The sequence below is a fragment of the Corynebacterium glaucum genome (genome assembly GCF_030408855.1).
Taxonomy (GTDB): domain Bacteria; phylum Actinomycetota; class Actinomycetes; order Mycobacteriales; family Mycobacteriaceae; genus Corynebacterium; species Corynebacterium glaucum.
This window is the reverse complement of sequence record NZ_CP047358.1, coordinates 1,748,119-1,762,415: the sequence shown is the minus strand read 5'-3', so window position 1 is coordinate 1,762,415 and position 14,297 is coordinate 1,748,119. Positions and strand designations below refer to the sequence as shown.

Below are 14,297 nucleotides of genomic sequence, written 5' to 3'. Positions count from 1 at the left end.
GGAGCACACGTGAACATCTTTACGTTACTAACTATCCAGGTGGCGGGCCTCATCCTGCTGATCGCGGCGCTGTGGTGGGTAACAAAGCGGCGCCTGGGTTACCGCTGGGCCACCCTCGGCTGGGGAGCATTAGCTTGGCCGTTGTCGCAGGTTGCTCGGATGATTGTTGCCACTCCGATCCTCATCGTGCTGGGGAAAGTCCTCGACCCGGCCGCACTCGCCACCGCGTCAGTTGTGCTGATGGTGGTGCTCTCGGGTGTCTTCGAAGAAACCGCGCGATGGCTGGTGCTGCGGTTTTGGGCAAAGACCGCAAGGCAGTGGCGCGATGGTGTCGGATTCGGCTTAGGCCACGGTGGTATCGAGGCGGTTCTCAGGCTGGTTTACACGGCGATCACCAGCGCAATTTTGCTCACCAACCAGGAGCGTTTTCTGTCCCTGGCCGAAATGTCAGGCCAGAAAGATGCAGTGGTCGCAGTGCAACAACAAATCGACGATCTCGCACACTTGACCCTTCCGCTTGTCACGCTGAGCTGGTACGAACGTGCGCTCGCCATCGCATTTCACGTTGCGATGACGTTGCTAATCCTGCGCGCCGTGCGCGAGGGGAAGTGGCAGTTGTGGCTGCTCGCAGTCGTACTTCACTCAAGCTTCAACGCGTTGGCAATGGCGCTTTTGCCCCTCGGATTGCTTCCCGTCTATATTGCGCTGACCGTAGTGGCCGCCGGATCCCTGTGGGCGGTGCTCGTTGGGCCCGTATCGCGGCGCTCCGTTGAACAGCACCCTCCGATAAACTAACGCCATGCAGTCCAACGTTTACACGCGCCGACTCAATGGGTCTACTTTCTGGGTCGTGGCCATCATCCTGATCGGCGCAGCTGTGGCGTTAGCACCTCTGATGCTCAGAGGTTCGCTGTGGGAAGTGCTCTTGTGGCTCGTCTTCGTGTTTTTCACCTTGGCGTGCTTGACCTCCAGGGTGAAGCTGGTGGTGGATGACGAACAAGTGCGCTTCTCTATCTTTGGCTTCTCGGACAGCGTCCCGCTTTCCGCAATTGTGAGCCTGAAACAAGGCCCAGAGATCACGCTGAAGCACGGTGCGTGGGTGCGCTTTATCGACAACGCGACCGGGTACGTGGTGCCGGGGCCAACTGTCCAGATCGAGACATCCACTACCAAATATCTGGTCTCTGCCAGCGACCCGGAGGCAGCCATCCGAGACATTCAAGGCCGCACTGCGCCGGTTCCCGCGTAAGGGCCGGTTCGACTACGCGCCGGAGATGAGCTCGTCGCGGTTGATCTTGCCGGCCAAGGAGCGGGCGACCGCAAACGGGATGAATGCGAGCTGGAAGCTAATCGCTTTGGCGAAGAAGATCGCCACCTCTGTACCGGTGGGGTCGAACCACCACTTCGCTGCGACGGCAACGAGTCCGGTCAGCAGGAAGATGATCATTGAGATAACAAGCGAGGCCTTCAGGCCATCCTCTCGCGCCTCGAGGTGTCGGGTGAGTTCGTACTCGTCTAGCTCGGCATTGGGTAGATCTGCTCCTCCAATCGCGTTTCGAAGTCGAATTGTGCCGAACGCGGCCGCCAAACCGCTGAGGATCCACAGTGCGTTGGAGATTCCTGGCTGGAAGAAGTGGGTCACCAAACTGAATTCGTAAAACCCGAACGCCACGTCAGTGAAAAGGGTGAGTCGATTCCTGCGGGTAACAGTTTTGGGAATTGGGCGGGTGGTCATGTCCTAGTCCTTTCGGTAGATCTCAACCGACATTGGGCTGAACTCGGAGCGGGAAAAGACGGCCTCAACCGGCAGCTGGAAAACATCGCAGATCTTGAATGCGAGGTCCAGGCTGGGGTAGTGGTCGCCGCGTTCTAGCGCGCCGATGGTTTGAGGGTTGACCCCAACCGCTTCTGCGAGCTGCGCGCGCGACATGTCCCTCTCGGTGCGCAGCACGCGGACCCGGTTGAAAATTGGGTCAGCAGACTTCTTCTTTGGGGACATAAACCAAAGTGTTGTATAAACACAACACTTTGTCAAGAATTGACGATCTTGCCAGTGGTTAAGCTTTTGCGCGCCCCTCGAGGACCCAGCTCACAAAGCGGCTTGAGCACAGCGCCCAGTGGGCAACCAACAGCACCGGAATGCTCAACGCCACCACATCGAGCCACTCTGAGCCGTTGACAAGGGCGACCTGGTGCCCGCCCATGCTCACGGTGCCCGGTGGGAACGTGCACGCCCACCACGCGGGGGAGTAGTCCACCCAGCGAGCCACGTTGGGGTAGAAGGTGACCATGGCGAAGATCGCCAAAGGGATCGCGATGACCAACGCGGTAAGCCCGTATCCAACGGAGTACACGCCTGGATACAGCACCTGCAGGGCGGTGGTGGATTGCCCCACCACGCCGAGCGGCACCCAGGCTGTTGCCGACTTCGCCCCACTCAGATCGACGTTGCCGTGCCAAGCAGCCCAATACACGCGGATGAAGACGGGCACCGCGGTGACAATCGACATGAGGAACAGCACCGTTCCGAGTACGAGATACAGCTGCCCGTAATCACGAGCAATCCAACCGGCTACGGAAGCGGAGATCATTGGCCCGACGAGTGGCAGCCCCCAGGTGAACTTCGGCTCTCCATCGAAGCGCATGAGCTGTAACGCCCAGGTGATCACTGTGGGAGGCCCGCCAATCCAAAACCCGATGAGGCGGAAGATGCCCTGGCCAGTCAGCCCGGACAGTGCGGCGCCGAGGGCGAGAATCCCGATGAAGTACATCGACCACTCCGCCATACTGGCCTGCTCGAAACGAGGGTGGCGATACCGCAAAAACCCGACAGTCAGCACCAGGAAAATCACGCAGGCAAGCGCGGCAAAGAAGCCAGCGGCAACCATCAGATCTTCTTCGACTAGCAAGCGGGCGACGATCGAGGTGCCCATAAGACTGCCGCCCCAGGCAGGGCCCGGGGCTGGCAATTCGCGGAATTTATCGGTCACCGAAGGAATGGTAATCCCTTCCGCACAAAGGAGAAAGTTGAGCTAAAGAAACGCAGGCGAACCCCCGCCGAACCCCTAGCAATCGAAGTAGAGCTCGAACTCCAACGGCGTCGGACGCAGGCGGGCCGGCGCGATTTCGTTGTCCACCTTCAGCTTGATGTAGGTCTCGATCAGATCCTCGGTGAACACGTCGCCTTCGGTGAGGAAGTCGTGGTCCTCCTCCAGCGCAGCCAGTGCAGCCTCAAGCGAGGTCGGTGCCTGCGGGATGTCCTTCGCTTCTTCCGGCGGCAGTTCGTAGAGATCCTTGTCCACCGGCTCGTGCGGCTCGATGCGGTTCTTGATGCCGTCCAGACCGGCCATCATCATCGCAGCAAAACCGAAGTACGGGTTGCCGCTCGGGTCCGGCGCGCGGAACTCAATACGCTTCGCCTTGGGGTTCGCGCCGGTGATCGGGATGCGGATCGCCGCGGAACGGTTGCGCTGCGAGTAGACCAGGTTGATCGGCGCCTCAAAGCCCGGCACCAGGCGGTGGTAGGAGTTCAGCGTCGGGTTGGTAAACGCCAGCACCGCGCCAGCGTGCTCGAGGATGCCGCCGATGTACCAACGAGCGATGTCGGACAGCCCGCCGTAACCGGACTCGTCGTAAAACAGCGGCTCGCCGTCTTTCCACAGCGACTGGTGCGCGTGCATGCCCGAGCCGTTGTCACCCGCCAGCGGCTTCGGCATGAACGTCGCGGTCTTGCCGAACTGCGTCGCGGTGTTCTTCACGATGTATTTGAAATCCTGCAGGTCATCGGCCGCGTGCAGCAGGGTGTTGAAGCGGTAGTTGATCTCCTGCTGGCCGCCGTTGCCCACCTCGCGGTGGAAGCGCTCCACCTCAAATCCCGACTTTGCCAGGTTGTGCACCATGGCGTCGCGCACCTCAACGGTCTTGTCGTGCGGCGGGATCGGGAAGTAGCCACCCTTGTAGCGGTTCTTGTAGCCCAGGTTCGGCGAACCGTCCGGCTCGGTTGCGTTGCCGCGGTTCCACCAGCCTTCTTCCGCATCAATCTCGTAGAACGCGCGCTCGCCGCGCACTTCGTAGCGGATGTTGTCGAAGAGGTAGAACTCGGCCTCCGCGCCAAAGCTGCAGGTGTCGGCGATGCCGGTCGATGCCAGGTACTCCTCGGCCTTGCGAGCCACGTTTCGCGGGTCGCGGGAGAACGCTTCGTGCGTGAACGGGTCGTTGACAAAGAACTTCACGTTCAGCGTCTTGGTGCTGCGGAACAGATCCAGCTTCGCGGTCGCCAGATCCGGCATGAGGACCATGTCGGATTCCTCGATCGTCGTAAAGCCGCGCACCGAGGAGCCGTCGAAGGCGAGCCCTTCCTCCATCGCATCCTCGTCGAACTGGGAAGCTGGGATGGAGAAGTGGTGCTCAATGCCGGGCACATCCGTGAACCTCACATCGATAAATTCCACCTCTTCGTCGGTGATGAATTTTTTGACGTCCTCGATGTTGTCGAAGGCCACGTGCCCAACTCCTTACCCTGATGAAACGAACAATCCCAGTTTAGAGCAATTTGCTTATCGACGATCATCTGTTTCGGCCCCTCACCGCCACCGACTAGGGTGAACGCTATGGCTGAGGACAAAACAAACCGGGCGAATTGGACGAACGGGCCGGAGATCCCGAACCAGTTCGATGGGTATGACCCAATTCCCGGGTACCCGGGCGAGTTCCTCGGTATGCCGGAGGCAGGCTCCGGCTCTCAAGCGTCCGTCGCGCGCCGCATGGTCGGTGTACTCATTGACTGGGTGATCTGCCTGGCCGCCGCCACAATGCTCACCATTTACACAGACAAGCTCGGTGACACTGCGACGCTGACTCTTCTGCTCTGGGTGCTTTTGGGGATTTTCACCGGGTGGCTCTTTGCCCGCACTCCGGGCATGGCGATGCTCGGGATGGGCGTGGCCCGCGTCGACGCGGAAGCCCACGTCGGGCTCTGGCGTGCGGCGGTGCGTACCCTGCTTACTGCGTTCATTCTGCCTGCAGCGATGGTGGATGCGGACGGCCGCGGTATGCACGACCGCGCAACCAACACCACTGTGATCAATACCTAGCTTGCGGAGGGAACTCGCGCCGAGCTAGTCGTTGATGGGGCGCACCTCGCCGTCTAGCTCTTTGCCGAAGTCGATGTACCGGGAGAACGCCCAGTCTTGGTCGGTGATCATGCGCGCGATGATGAGGCCGCCGGCAATGAACAGCACCGCGAACACGACATCGGTTGCGGCGTAGAGCGCTTCCGGGGTGTTGCCTTCTGCAAAGTTGTGCAACACAACGTAGATCGTTGTGCCCGGGATCATCACCACTGATGCCGGAATGGTGACCGTCACGCGCGGCACCGAGGCGTAGTTGCCCAGCTGGCTGCCCGCCAACCCAATCAAGAGTGCTGCCAGGAATGCCGCCAGGAAGCTGCGGACACCGAGTGTGAGCAACCACAGGCGGAGCAGGTTGGCGGCGCAGCCGAGGCAGGCGGCGGCCAATGCCATCCGCCGCGAGGAGTTGAACAGAATCGCAAAACATCCAATAGCGACGAACGACGACACACCACCGGCAATGAAGTACTCCCAGCTCGACTCATGCACGGGTGGTGTGGCTTGCGGAGTGCCGGAGAGCATCGCCACCACCGAGACGGTCAACATGATCACGACGATGACCTCGACGGCGAACAGCAGGCGCGGAATGCCGGCGGTGAAATCGAAACGTGCTAAATCCACGAATGCGGCAAATAGCGGGAATCCTGGAATCAAGAACAGGACGGAGGCAATGAAACCGGGGGAGATGTCACCCGGCGTGGGCAGCAGGTATGCCAGCACGAGATACAGCGACGAAGCTACCGACGCCGCCACGGTGATCACACCGAGCACGTTGAAATGCTTGTGGTGCAACTTCACGCGGACGAATTGGCCAGCGGCGGCAGCGAAGAACACCACACATGCCGCGACGTACCCGAACTGGTTGAGCACCGCAAAGCCCGCACAAGCGAGGCCCGCGGCGATGGCGGCGATCCATAGCGGCCAGCGGGGAGTGGGGATTTGCTCGATCTCATCCAGTGCCGCGTTAATTTCATCCGCAGAGTGGTAACTCTGCAGGAGCGTGTGGGCGGTGGACTCCAGCGCCTCGATGCGTGACGAGTTCACACCCGGCAGCGGTACGTCCGCGACGAGGGTACGAAACTGCTCGCCGTAGTGAAACGTGCAGGTGATGGTGTTGAATCCGACGAGGACATCCGCGTTGTCGAATCCCATTGAGCGGGCCGCGCGCTTGACCGCCCGAATCACGCGGTAGCTGGCTGCGCCTGCGGAGAGCAGCATCATGCCGAACCGCAGCGCAGTATTCGCCTCTGCGGCGAAATCCACCTGGCCGGTTGCGTGAGCCGGCATCGTTTCGTCAGCCACGACTACCGAGTCTAAGGCTGGCGCTGGAAAGCCGCAGTTAAAGTGACCAGCGCTGCAGGTGCTGGGCGAGTGCTGCGGCGAATGCATCCGGGTGCGTGACGTGCCAGCGGTGCCCGGCCCCGGGAATGATTTCTAAATGCGCGCGTGGGATCGATGCGGCGACGGTGCGAGCCGCCCGCAGGTTCGGCCTGTCCTTGGCGCCACACGCCACGGTGACGGGGACGGTCATCGTGCTCAGCTGCGGTCGCAGATCCAAGTCTTGCAGTGACTTGAGTGTGTCGAGCATCTGCGTCTTCGTCACCCCGTCGCCACCCACGAGTCGCTCGGGGAGCAGACGCAGCAGCGCGATCTGGGTGCGCATGAACCCCGCAGGCGGGTGGACTTGCGGGGCGGAGAGGAAGAGCGACGCCACCTTCTCGGGGTACCTTGCGGCCAGATCGAGAGCGACGACTGCTCCCAATGAGAGGCCCACGAGATGCACGGGTGCATCCAGATCCCGAGCGATGCGTTCAGAGGTGGAGTTGAGGTACCAGGGTTGGGCGCTGCCGTCGATAAGCGAAAGTGTGCGGGCCGAAACCCCTGGCAACCGCTGCGCAACTGGCTCCCAGACGTGCTCGGTTTCGCCGAGGCCGTGGAGGAAGACGACGCGAGCTGGCTGACTCATGTGCTGGCTACTTGCCGCCCTGACGCTGCTGCATGCGGCGCATCTTGCGGTTCATGCCGGACATGTTCTGCGCCTGCTTCGGAATCGGGCCGCCGGGCAGGCCGGGGATCTGGCCAGGGCGGGTGCGGGCATCCATCGCGTCGAGCTTTGCGCTCAGCGCGTAGACGTCGTCCTTCTTGTAGTTCTTCGGCAGCTTGAGAAGGTGCTTCTGCAGGTCGCGGTTGCGTACCTGGCCCTCGCCTTCGCCGGCGTATACCTCGAAGATCGGCACGCCAGCAAGCAGGCGGTCGACGCGCTTGTGCTCCTTGGCCATGAGCGGCTTGAGTCGGTTCGGGTTGCCTTCGCCGACCAATACGACACCAGGGTTGCCCACAACGCGGTGGACGGCATCCATGTGAGTGTTGGCCTGCACACCGGTCTTGGGCACCCAAGCGATGCCCATAGTGGACTTCATGTTCTCAAGCGTCCAAGCTGCCGCGCCGGGAGTATCGCCGACCTCGTCGTACATCGAACCTTCAAGGCGGCGGGAGAAGATCCACATCGCGAGCACGGCGCCGAGCAAAAGGCCCAGCACGAGCATGAACCACTGGCCGCGGAATAGCAGACCGATGAGGAAGAACAGAAGGCCCATGCCGAGGACCGAAAGCAGCATGTAAGGAATGAGTTTCTTGTCGCGCTTGCGCTGGATGTTGAACGCTTCGCGAACCTGCCCGCGGGTCTGCTTACCCTTGGCGCGCTTTGCTGCGCGCTCTTCCCGCTTCGCCGCCTTTTCGGCGGCCTTCTGTGCTGCTGCCTTCTCGTCCTTGGCCATGGGCCTTATGTTAGGTCACGGCTTGCGAGCGGCCAAAGGCACCACTCGCTGGGAGGCACCCGCTCGGTGCGAGCGGGTGCTAGCGAGTGGTGACGGGCGTATCCTGGCTCGCGCCGTACTTCGCCAGCAGGGTCGAGGCCTCCTGCGCAGTATCGCCTTGCGACGTCTGCGCCAGGTGCTTGAGGTTCTCCGGCAGCTCAAGGCCGCGGTGCTCCATCGCCTCGACGTAGAGCTTGCCGGCGCGGTACGAGGAACGCACCAGAGGGCCGGACATGACCGCGCCGAAGCCCATCTCGTACGCCGCGTCGCGGTACTCGATGAACTCTTCCGGCTTCACCCAGCGCTCGATCGGGTGGTACTGCGGACCAGGGCGCAGGTACTGGGTAATGGTGATGATGTCGGTGCCGGCATCGACCAGGTCGTGCAGGGCTTCCATCACCTCGTCTTGGGTTTCGCCCATGCCCAGGATCAGGTTCGACTTGGTGATCAGGCCGAAGTCGCGGGCCTGGCGGATCACGTCGAGTGAACGGTCGTAGCGGAACGCCGGGCGGATGCGCTTGAAGATGCGCGGCACCGTCTCCACGTTGTGCGCGAACACCTCGGGGCGAGCCTCGAAGACTTCCTGGAGCAGGTCAGCCTTGCCGGAGAAGTCCGGGGTGAGGTTCTCGACACCGGTGTGCGGGTTGAGCTCGTGAATCTTGCGGACCACCTCGGCGTAGAGCCAGGCGCCCTCGTCCTCCAGGTCATCGCGGGTCACGCCGGTGATGGTGGAGTAGTTCAAGTTCATTTCGCGCACGGACTCGGCCACGCGCAGCGGCTCGCCGCGGTCCAGCGGCTCTGGCTTCGCGGAGGTGATCTGGCAGAAGTCGCAGCGGCGCGAGCAGTTTGCGCCGCCGATCAGGAAGGTCGCCTCACGCGATTCCCAGCACTCGTGGATGTTTGGGCAGCCTGCTTCCTGGCACACAGTGTGCAGGGAAGCACCCTTGACCTTCTTCTTCATGTCCTCGTACTCAGGACCGGTCTTCACCGCATTGCGGATCCACCGTGGCTTGGACTCGATAGGGGTCTCTGCGTTTCGTTTTTCAATACGCAGAAGCTTTCGGCCTTCAGGTGCTACAGTCACGTTCCCTATCGTAACAACGTCGTCAAAACCGCCGCCGGGCCGAAGGAAAGCCCCGGTCTAGCTGCGCTTTTTCAACCCTTTTGTGGGGTCCGGCGCGGAGCCGAACGAGTGGTTTGCTACCACCAATTCGCCGGCGAGGGCGCGCAGGAGGGCGTCGACAAGCAATGGCTCCATTTCTGCAGGGGTGACCTGGCGGCCGAGCTCGAGGGTCATGGTGGTGACATCGGCGTCGTCGATGCCGCAGGCGACGATGTGGCTGTAGTGGTCGAGGGTGTTGTTGCAGTTGAGGCTCAGCCCGTGCATGGTCACGCCGCGGGTGATGCGGATGCCTAGAGCGGCGACTTTGCGGTCGCGCGTCGATGCCTCCGGGGAAGCAGCTCTGGTGGCGGCGGGGACCCAGACGCCGGAGCGGCCGTCGATACGGCCAGCGGTATCGATGCCAGCTTTGCGGACGGCTTCGATGATCGCTTCCTCGAGACGGCGCACGTAATCCACCACATCAACCGGCTCGGCGAGCTTGATAATCGGGTACGCCACGAGCTGGCCCTCGCCGTGCCACGTGATGCGGCCGCCGCGATCGACACCGACGACCGGCACCGGGTAGGAGGGATCGGGCATGTCTTCCGGCTGCGTGCGCTTGCCCGCGGTGAACGTGGACGGGTGCTCGAGCAGGAGAATGGTGTCGCCGACCTCGTCCGTGGCGCGCTTGGCGGCAAGCTCTGCCTGGATTTCCCACGCCTTTTGGTAATCAACAAGCCCCATCGCGCGCACGTCAACGGGCGCAGATGAGGCTCGAATGGATTGATCGGCGGGAAAGAACGGGTCTCGCGGTGCGGTCATGGTCTCGACCATAGCCCCGCTGACGCGCGCCGGGTGAAACGGTGGGGGTTAGTTCTCCACGCCGTTGGCCGCAGCGTACTCGTCGGCAGTCATGAGCTCGCCGACCTCGGTGACCTCGACCTCGAAGAGCCAGCCCTCGCCGTACGGGTCATTGTTGATGGCTTCGTAAGCGCCGTCGATGTCCTCGTTGACAGCGGTGACGGTGCCGGTGACAGGAGAGTAGAGGTCGGAGACGGACTTGGTCGACTCGATCTCGCCGCAGGTCTCGCCAGCGGTCACGGTGTCACCGGCAGCCGGCAGCTCGGCGAAGACGACCTCGCCGAGGCGGTCAGCGGCAACGTGGGTAATACCCACACGCACGGTCTGGCCAACGGCGGTGTCCGGGGTGGCGTTGATCCACTCGTGGTCCTCGGAGTAGTAGAAATCCTGCTGGAAAGCCATTTATGCGTCCTTTCGCTTGTAGAAGGGTGTTTCCACGATAGTAAACGGGTAGCGGCGCCCGCGGATGTCAATTTCCACTTCAGTGCCCACTTCGGCGTGCGCCGGGTCGATGTGCGCCAGGGCTACCGGGTGGCCGAGCGTCGGGCTGGGTTGGCCGGAGGTGACTACGCCGATCCGCGTTTCCCCGTCTTCGGAGTCAGGGAGGAAGATCTCGGAACCCTCACGCGCGGCGCGGCGCTCGGAGGAGGTCAGGCCGGCGATCACCACGCTCGGCTCGCGGTCAACCAGGGCTTGCTTGCCGACGAAATCCGCGTCCTTCTTCGCAAACGCCCGCCCCATGCCCGCCTCCACTGGGGTGATGTCCGTGGTCAGTTCATGGCCATACAGCGGCATTGAAGCCTCCAGACGCAGCGAGTCGCGCGCGGCGAGACCGCACGCGGTGCCGTGCGGAATCACCGCGTCCCACACCGCCTGCGCGTCCTCGAACACGCAGAACAACTCGAAGCCGTCCTCGCCGGTGTAGCCGGTGCGGGCGACAAAGACTTCGACGTTTGTGTCCCCGGCGGCCAGGGTGGTCCACTGGCCGGAGTAGTAGGGCAGGTCGGAGGGGTCGTCGACAAGCAATTGCTTCAAAACCTCGAGCGAGCCGGGACCTTGGACCGCAACCAGCGCGAACGTCTGCGAATCGTTGCGCAACTCGACGTCGAAGTCGCCCTTGCGGGCTTGGAACGCCTCCCAGACAACGTCAGTGTTGGCGGCGTTTGGCACGACCATGTAGTGGTAGTCGCCGAAGCGGTAGGTGATCAGGTCATCGAGGATGCCGCCCTGCTCGTCGACGATCATCGAGTACTTCGCTTTGCCGTTCGCAAGGTTAGACAGCGAGCTGATCAGCACGTAGTCCAAGAACGCGGCCGCGTCGGGGCCCATCACGTCAATTTCGCCCATGTGGGAGAGGTCGAAGATGCCGACGCCGCTGCGCACAGCGCGGTGCTCTTCAAGCTCGTTGTTGTACTTCAGCGGCATGGTCCAGCCGCCGAAGTCGGTGAACGTCGCGCCGAGCGCCTCGTGGGTGGCGTGCAGTGGAGTCTGGGGCATGGGTTACTTCCTGTTCTCTTCGGTGGTGGTCACGTCGATTTCCTCGACCGGATCAAGCTCATCGACGGCGATGTCGAAGGCCTCCGGCGGCGGGCAGGCGCACTGCAGGTTGCGGTCGCCGTAGGCCTCGTCGATGCGGCGCACCGGCGGGAAGTACTTCTGGTGCACGAGCGTGTCCACCGGGTAGGCGGCCTGCTCGCGCGAGAAGTCGTAGGGCCACTCGGTGCGGGCGACGCTGTGCGCGGTGTACGGGGCATTGTGGATCACGGACTTCTCGTACTCGATCTCGCCATTTTCAATTTGGCGGATCTCCTCACGGATGGAGCGCATCGCCTCGATGAAGCGGTCCAGCTCGGCCTTGTCCTCCGACTCAGTCGGTTCCACCATGAGCGTGCCGGCCACCGGGAACGCCAGGGTCGGTGCGTGGAAGCCGTAGTCCACCAGGCGCTTCGCCACATCCGCGGCGGTCACGCCGGTACGCGCGGTGATGTCGTTGAGGTCCAGGATGCACTCGTGCGCGACCAGGCCGTTTTCGCCGGTGTAGAGCACCGGGAAGGCGTCGTCGAGCTCGTGTGCGACGTAGTTCGCGGTCAGTACGGCGTTGCTCGTCGCCGCCTTCAGCCCCTCCGCGCCGCTCATCGCGATGTACGCCCACGGGATCTGGGTCACACCGGCCGAGCCGTAGTACGTGCCCGCCACCGGCACGCCGTGCGCGGCATCGGAGCTCTCTGCGACGTAATCCGTGTTTGCGTCCGACGGAAGGAACGGAATCAGGTGCTCGCCTACACCGATCGGGCCCACGCCCGGGCCACCGCCGCCGTGCGGGATGGTGAAGGTTTTGTGCAGGTTCAGGTGGCTCACATCGCCGCCGAAATCACCCGGGCGCGCGATACCGGTCAGCGCGTTCATGTTCGCGCCGTCGATGTAGACCTGCCCGCCCACAGCGTGGATCTTGTCCGCCACGTCGCGCACCGTGTCCTCGTAGACGCCGTGCGTTGACGGGTAGGTGATCATGATCGCGGCGATGTTGTCGGCGTGCTTGGCAATCTTCTCATCTAGATCCGCCATGTCGATCGAGCCGTCCTCAGCCGTCGCCACGACCACTACGCGCAGGTTCGCAAGCGAGGCGGACGCCGCGTTCGTGCCGTGCGCCGATGCCGGGATGATGCAGATATCGCGCTGCTCGTCGCCGCGCGAGAGGTGGTACTGGCGGATCGCCATCAGGCCTGCGTATTCGCCGGTCGCACCCGAGTTCGGCTGCATCGACACCGCGTCGTAGCCCGTGATTTCCGTGAGCCAGCCGGCGAGCTCCTCGATCAGCTCGCGCCAACCGGCGGTGTACTCGTCCGGGGTGAACGGGTGCACGTTCGCAAACTCGGGCCAGGTAATCGTTTCCACACCGGCGGTCGGGTTCAGCTTCATCGTGCACGAGCCCAGCGGGATCATCGTGCGATCCAGCGCCAGGTCCTTGTCGCCCAGCTTGCGGATGTAGCGCATCATCTGCGTTTCCGAGCTGATCGAGTTGAACACCTCGTGCGTCATGAACTCGGTCTTGCGCTGCAGCTCAGCCGGAATGCGACGTTCACCCTCCGAAATCTCGCCAGCACCGAAGCCCTCCAGCAAAGCCCACAGGTCGTCATCGTCGCAGTCTTCGCCGAAGGCGACAGCCACAGCTTCGTCGTCAAGCTTTCGCACCAGGTACCCAGCCTTCGCAAGCTTATCGACGGCCTCTTGACCCGCATCCTCAACCACAACCGTGTCGAAGAACTGCGCGTGACGCACGCGCATCCCCGCCTTTTCGATGCTGGTTGCGAAGCGGGTTGCGTAGCCGTGGATCGCTTCCGCGATCTCCGTCAGGCCGGCGGGGCCGTGGTAGACGGCGTACATTGATGCGGTGACCGCGAGCAGTGCCTGGGCGGTGCAGATGTTGCTCGTCGCCTTCTCGCGACGAATGTGCTGCTCACGGGTCTGCAGTGCGAGGCGGTAGGCGGGGTATCCCTCCGCGTCCTTGGATACGCCGACGAGGCGGCCCGGCAGCTGGCGGCGCAGCTTGTCGGTCACAGCCATGAACGCCGCGTGGGGGCCGCCGTAGAACAGCGGCACACCGAGGCGCTGTGTGGTGCCGATCGCGATGTCCGCGCCGAACTCGCCTGGCGCTTCGAGTAGCGTGAGCGCGAGGATGTCCGCGTCCACGCAGACGAGGCCGCCGCGCTCGTGAACGGCATCGATGACCGGGCTTGGATCGACGATGTCGCCCTCGGTACCGGGGTAGGCGACGATAGCGCCGACCAGGTCCTCTGCCACAACCGGCTGGGATAGGTCCGTGACTTCGACTTCGAGGTCGAAGACGCGGCCGCGCTCTGCGGCGACGTTGATCACCTGCGGGTGTAGGCGGGAATCCAGCAGCACGCGGCGGCCCTTCTTTACCGCGCGCGACATCAGGCCCACCGCCTCAGCTGCCGCGGAAGCCTCGTCGAGTAGCGACGCGTTCGCGATGTCCAGGCCGGTGAGATCTTGCACCACAGTCTGGAAGTTCAGCAGCGCCTCGAGACGGCCCTGCGAGATCTCCGGCTGGTACGGGGTGTAGGCGGTGTACCAGCCCGCGTCTTCGACCACGCCGCGGCGAATCACCGGCGGGGTGAGCGTGGAGGAGAAGCCCTGGCCGTAGAAGGCCTTGAGCACAGTGTTCTTTTTCGCAAGCTCCTGCAGGCGCGCCTGCGCCTCATACTCGGTGAGGGGTTTCGGCAGTTTCAAAACCCCGTCCATGCGCAGGCCCTGGGGAATCGCAGCGTCGATAAGGGCATCCAGCGAGGCGTAACCGATCGCCTCCAGCATCTCTTGCGTTTCGTCCCTGGTGGGGCCGATATGACGGGAAATGTAATCCAACGGAGA

15 protein-coding genes are annotated in these 14,297 nt (G+C 62.9%); 3 read left to right on the top strand and 12 right to left on the bottom strand.

Going from position 1 to position 14,297, the window contains the following annotated elements; all coding sequences use genetic code 11:
• Nucleotides 1–9 precede the first annotated feature (9 nt).
• The gene (locus CGLAUT_RS08515) at nt 10–795 is read left to right on the top strand and encodes a YhfC family glutamic-type intramembrane protease (RefSeq protein WP_290184609.1); all 786 of its coding nucleotides are present in this window, start codon (nt 10–12) and stop codon (nt 793–795) included.
• 4 nt (nt 796–799) lie between these two features.
• A complete protein-coding gene (locus tag CGLAUT_RS08510) occupies nt 800–1,249 on the top strand; it encodes a hypothetical protein (protein ID WP_290184607.1) in 450 nt (149 codons plus the stop codon).
• 12 nt (nt 1,250–1,261) lie between these two features.
• Here the strand turns inward: CGLAUT_RS08510 and CGLAUT_RS08505 are convergent, their stop codons facing one another.
• The 4 genes from CGLAUT_RS08505 to glnA form a co-directional block, all read right to left on the bottom strand.
• A complete protein-coding gene (locus tag CGLAUT_RS08505; RefSeq protein ID WP_290184605.1) occupies nt 1,262–1,735 on the bottom strand; it encodes a hypothetical protein in 474 nt (157 codons plus the stop codon).
• A 3-nt stretch (nt 1,736–1,738) separates the two neighbouring features.
• Nucleotides 1,739–1,999: a helix-turn-helix transcriptional regulator gene (locus CGLAUT_RS08500; RefSeq protein WP_290184603.1), complete on the bottom strand. Its 261-nt coding sequence runs from the start codon at nt 1,997–1,999 to the stop codon at nt 1,739–1,741.
• Between the two features lie 58 nt (nt 2,000–2,057).
• Nucleotides 2,058–2,990, bottom strand: a complete 933-nt coding sequence (locus tag CGLAUT_RS08495) for an SLAC1 family transporter (RefSeq protein WP_343898711.1) — start codon at nt 2,988–2,990, stop codon at nt 2,058–2,060.
• A gap of 75 nt (nt 2,991–3,065) precedes the next feature.
• The gene (gene glnA, locus CGLAUT_RS08490; RefSeq protein ID WP_290184601.1) at nt 3,066–4,502 is read right to left on the bottom strand and encodes a type I glutamate--ammonia ligase; all 1,437 of its coding nucleotides are present in this window, start codon (nt 4,500–4,502) and stop codon (nt 3,066–3,068) included.
• A gap of 108 nt (nt 4,503–4,610) precedes the next feature.
• Here glnA and CGLAUT_RS08485 point away from each other — a divergent pair, with 108 nt between their 5' ends.
• Nucleotides 4,611–5,093, top strand: a complete 483-nt coding sequence (locus CGLAUT_RS08485) for an RDD family protein (protein ID WP_290184599.1) — start codon at nt 4,611–4,613, stop codon at nt 5,091–5,093.
• A gap of 24 nt (nt 5,094–5,117) precedes the next feature.
• Here CGLAUT_RS08485 and CGLAUT_RS08480 read toward each other — a convergent pair whose 3' ends face one another.
• The 8 genes from CGLAUT_RS08480 to gcvP all read right to left on the bottom strand — a co-directional run bounded on the left by CGLAUT_RS08480 (nt 5,118) and on the right by gcvP (nt 14,291).
• Nucleotides 5,118–6,431: a threonine/serine exporter family protein gene (locus CGLAUT_RS08480; RefSeq protein ID WP_290184597.1), complete on the bottom strand. Its 1,314-nt coding sequence runs from the start codon at nt 6,429–6,431 to the stop codon at nt 5,118–5,120.
• Between the two features lie 37 nt (nt 6,432–6,468).
• A complete protein-coding gene (locus CGLAUT_RS08475) occupies nt 6,469–7,095 on the bottom strand; it encodes an alpha/beta fold hydrolase (protein ID WP_095660340.1) in 627 nt (208 codons plus the stop codon).
• 7 nt (nt 7,096–7,102) lie between these two features.
• The gene (locus CGLAUT_RS08470; protein WP_095660339.1) at nt 7,103–7,906 is read right to left on the bottom strand and encodes a DUF4191 domain-containing protein; all 804 of its coding nucleotides are present in this window, start codon (nt 7,904–7,906) and stop codon (nt 7,103–7,105) included.
• Between the two features lie 79 nt (nt 7,907–7,985).
• On the bottom strand, nt 7,986–9,029 hold the full coding sequence (lipA, locus tag CGLAUT_RS08465) for a lipoyl synthase (RefSeq protein ID WP_095660338.1): 1,044 nt from the start codon (nt 9,027–9,029) through the stop codon (nt 7,986–7,988).
• Nucleotides 9,030–9,086: 57 nt separating this feature from the next.
• Entirely contained in the window at nt 9,087–9,869 is a 783-nt protein-coding gene (gene lipB / locus CGLAUT_RS08460) for a lipoyl(octanoyl) transferase LipB (RefSeq protein ID WP_095661139.1), read from the bottom strand.
• A 48-nt stretch (nt 9,870–9,917) separates the two neighbouring features.
• Nucleotides 9,918–10,310 carry a glycine cleavage system protein GcvH gene (gene gcvH / locus CGLAUT_RS08455; protein WP_095660337.1) on the bottom strand — a complete coding sequence of 131 codons (393 nt, stop codon included), beginning with the start codon at nt 10,308–10,310 and terminating at the stop codon, nt 9,918–9,920.
• Nucleotides 10,311–11,405: a glycine cleavage system aminomethyltransferase GcvT gene (gene gcvT / locus CGLAUT_RS08450; RefSeq protein ID WP_095660336.1), complete on the bottom strand. Its 1,095-nt coding sequence runs from the start codon at nt 11,403–11,405 to the stop codon at nt 10,311–10,313.
• 3 nt (nt 11,406–11,408) lie between these two features.
• Nucleotides 11,409–14,291: an aminomethyl-transferring glycine dehydrogenase gene (gene gcvP / locus CGLAUT_RS08445; protein ID WP_290184595.1), complete on the bottom strand. Its 2,883-nt coding sequence runs from the start codon at nt 14,289–14,291 to the stop codon at nt 11,409–11,411.
• Nucleotides 14,292–14,297 lie beyond the last annotated feature (6 nt).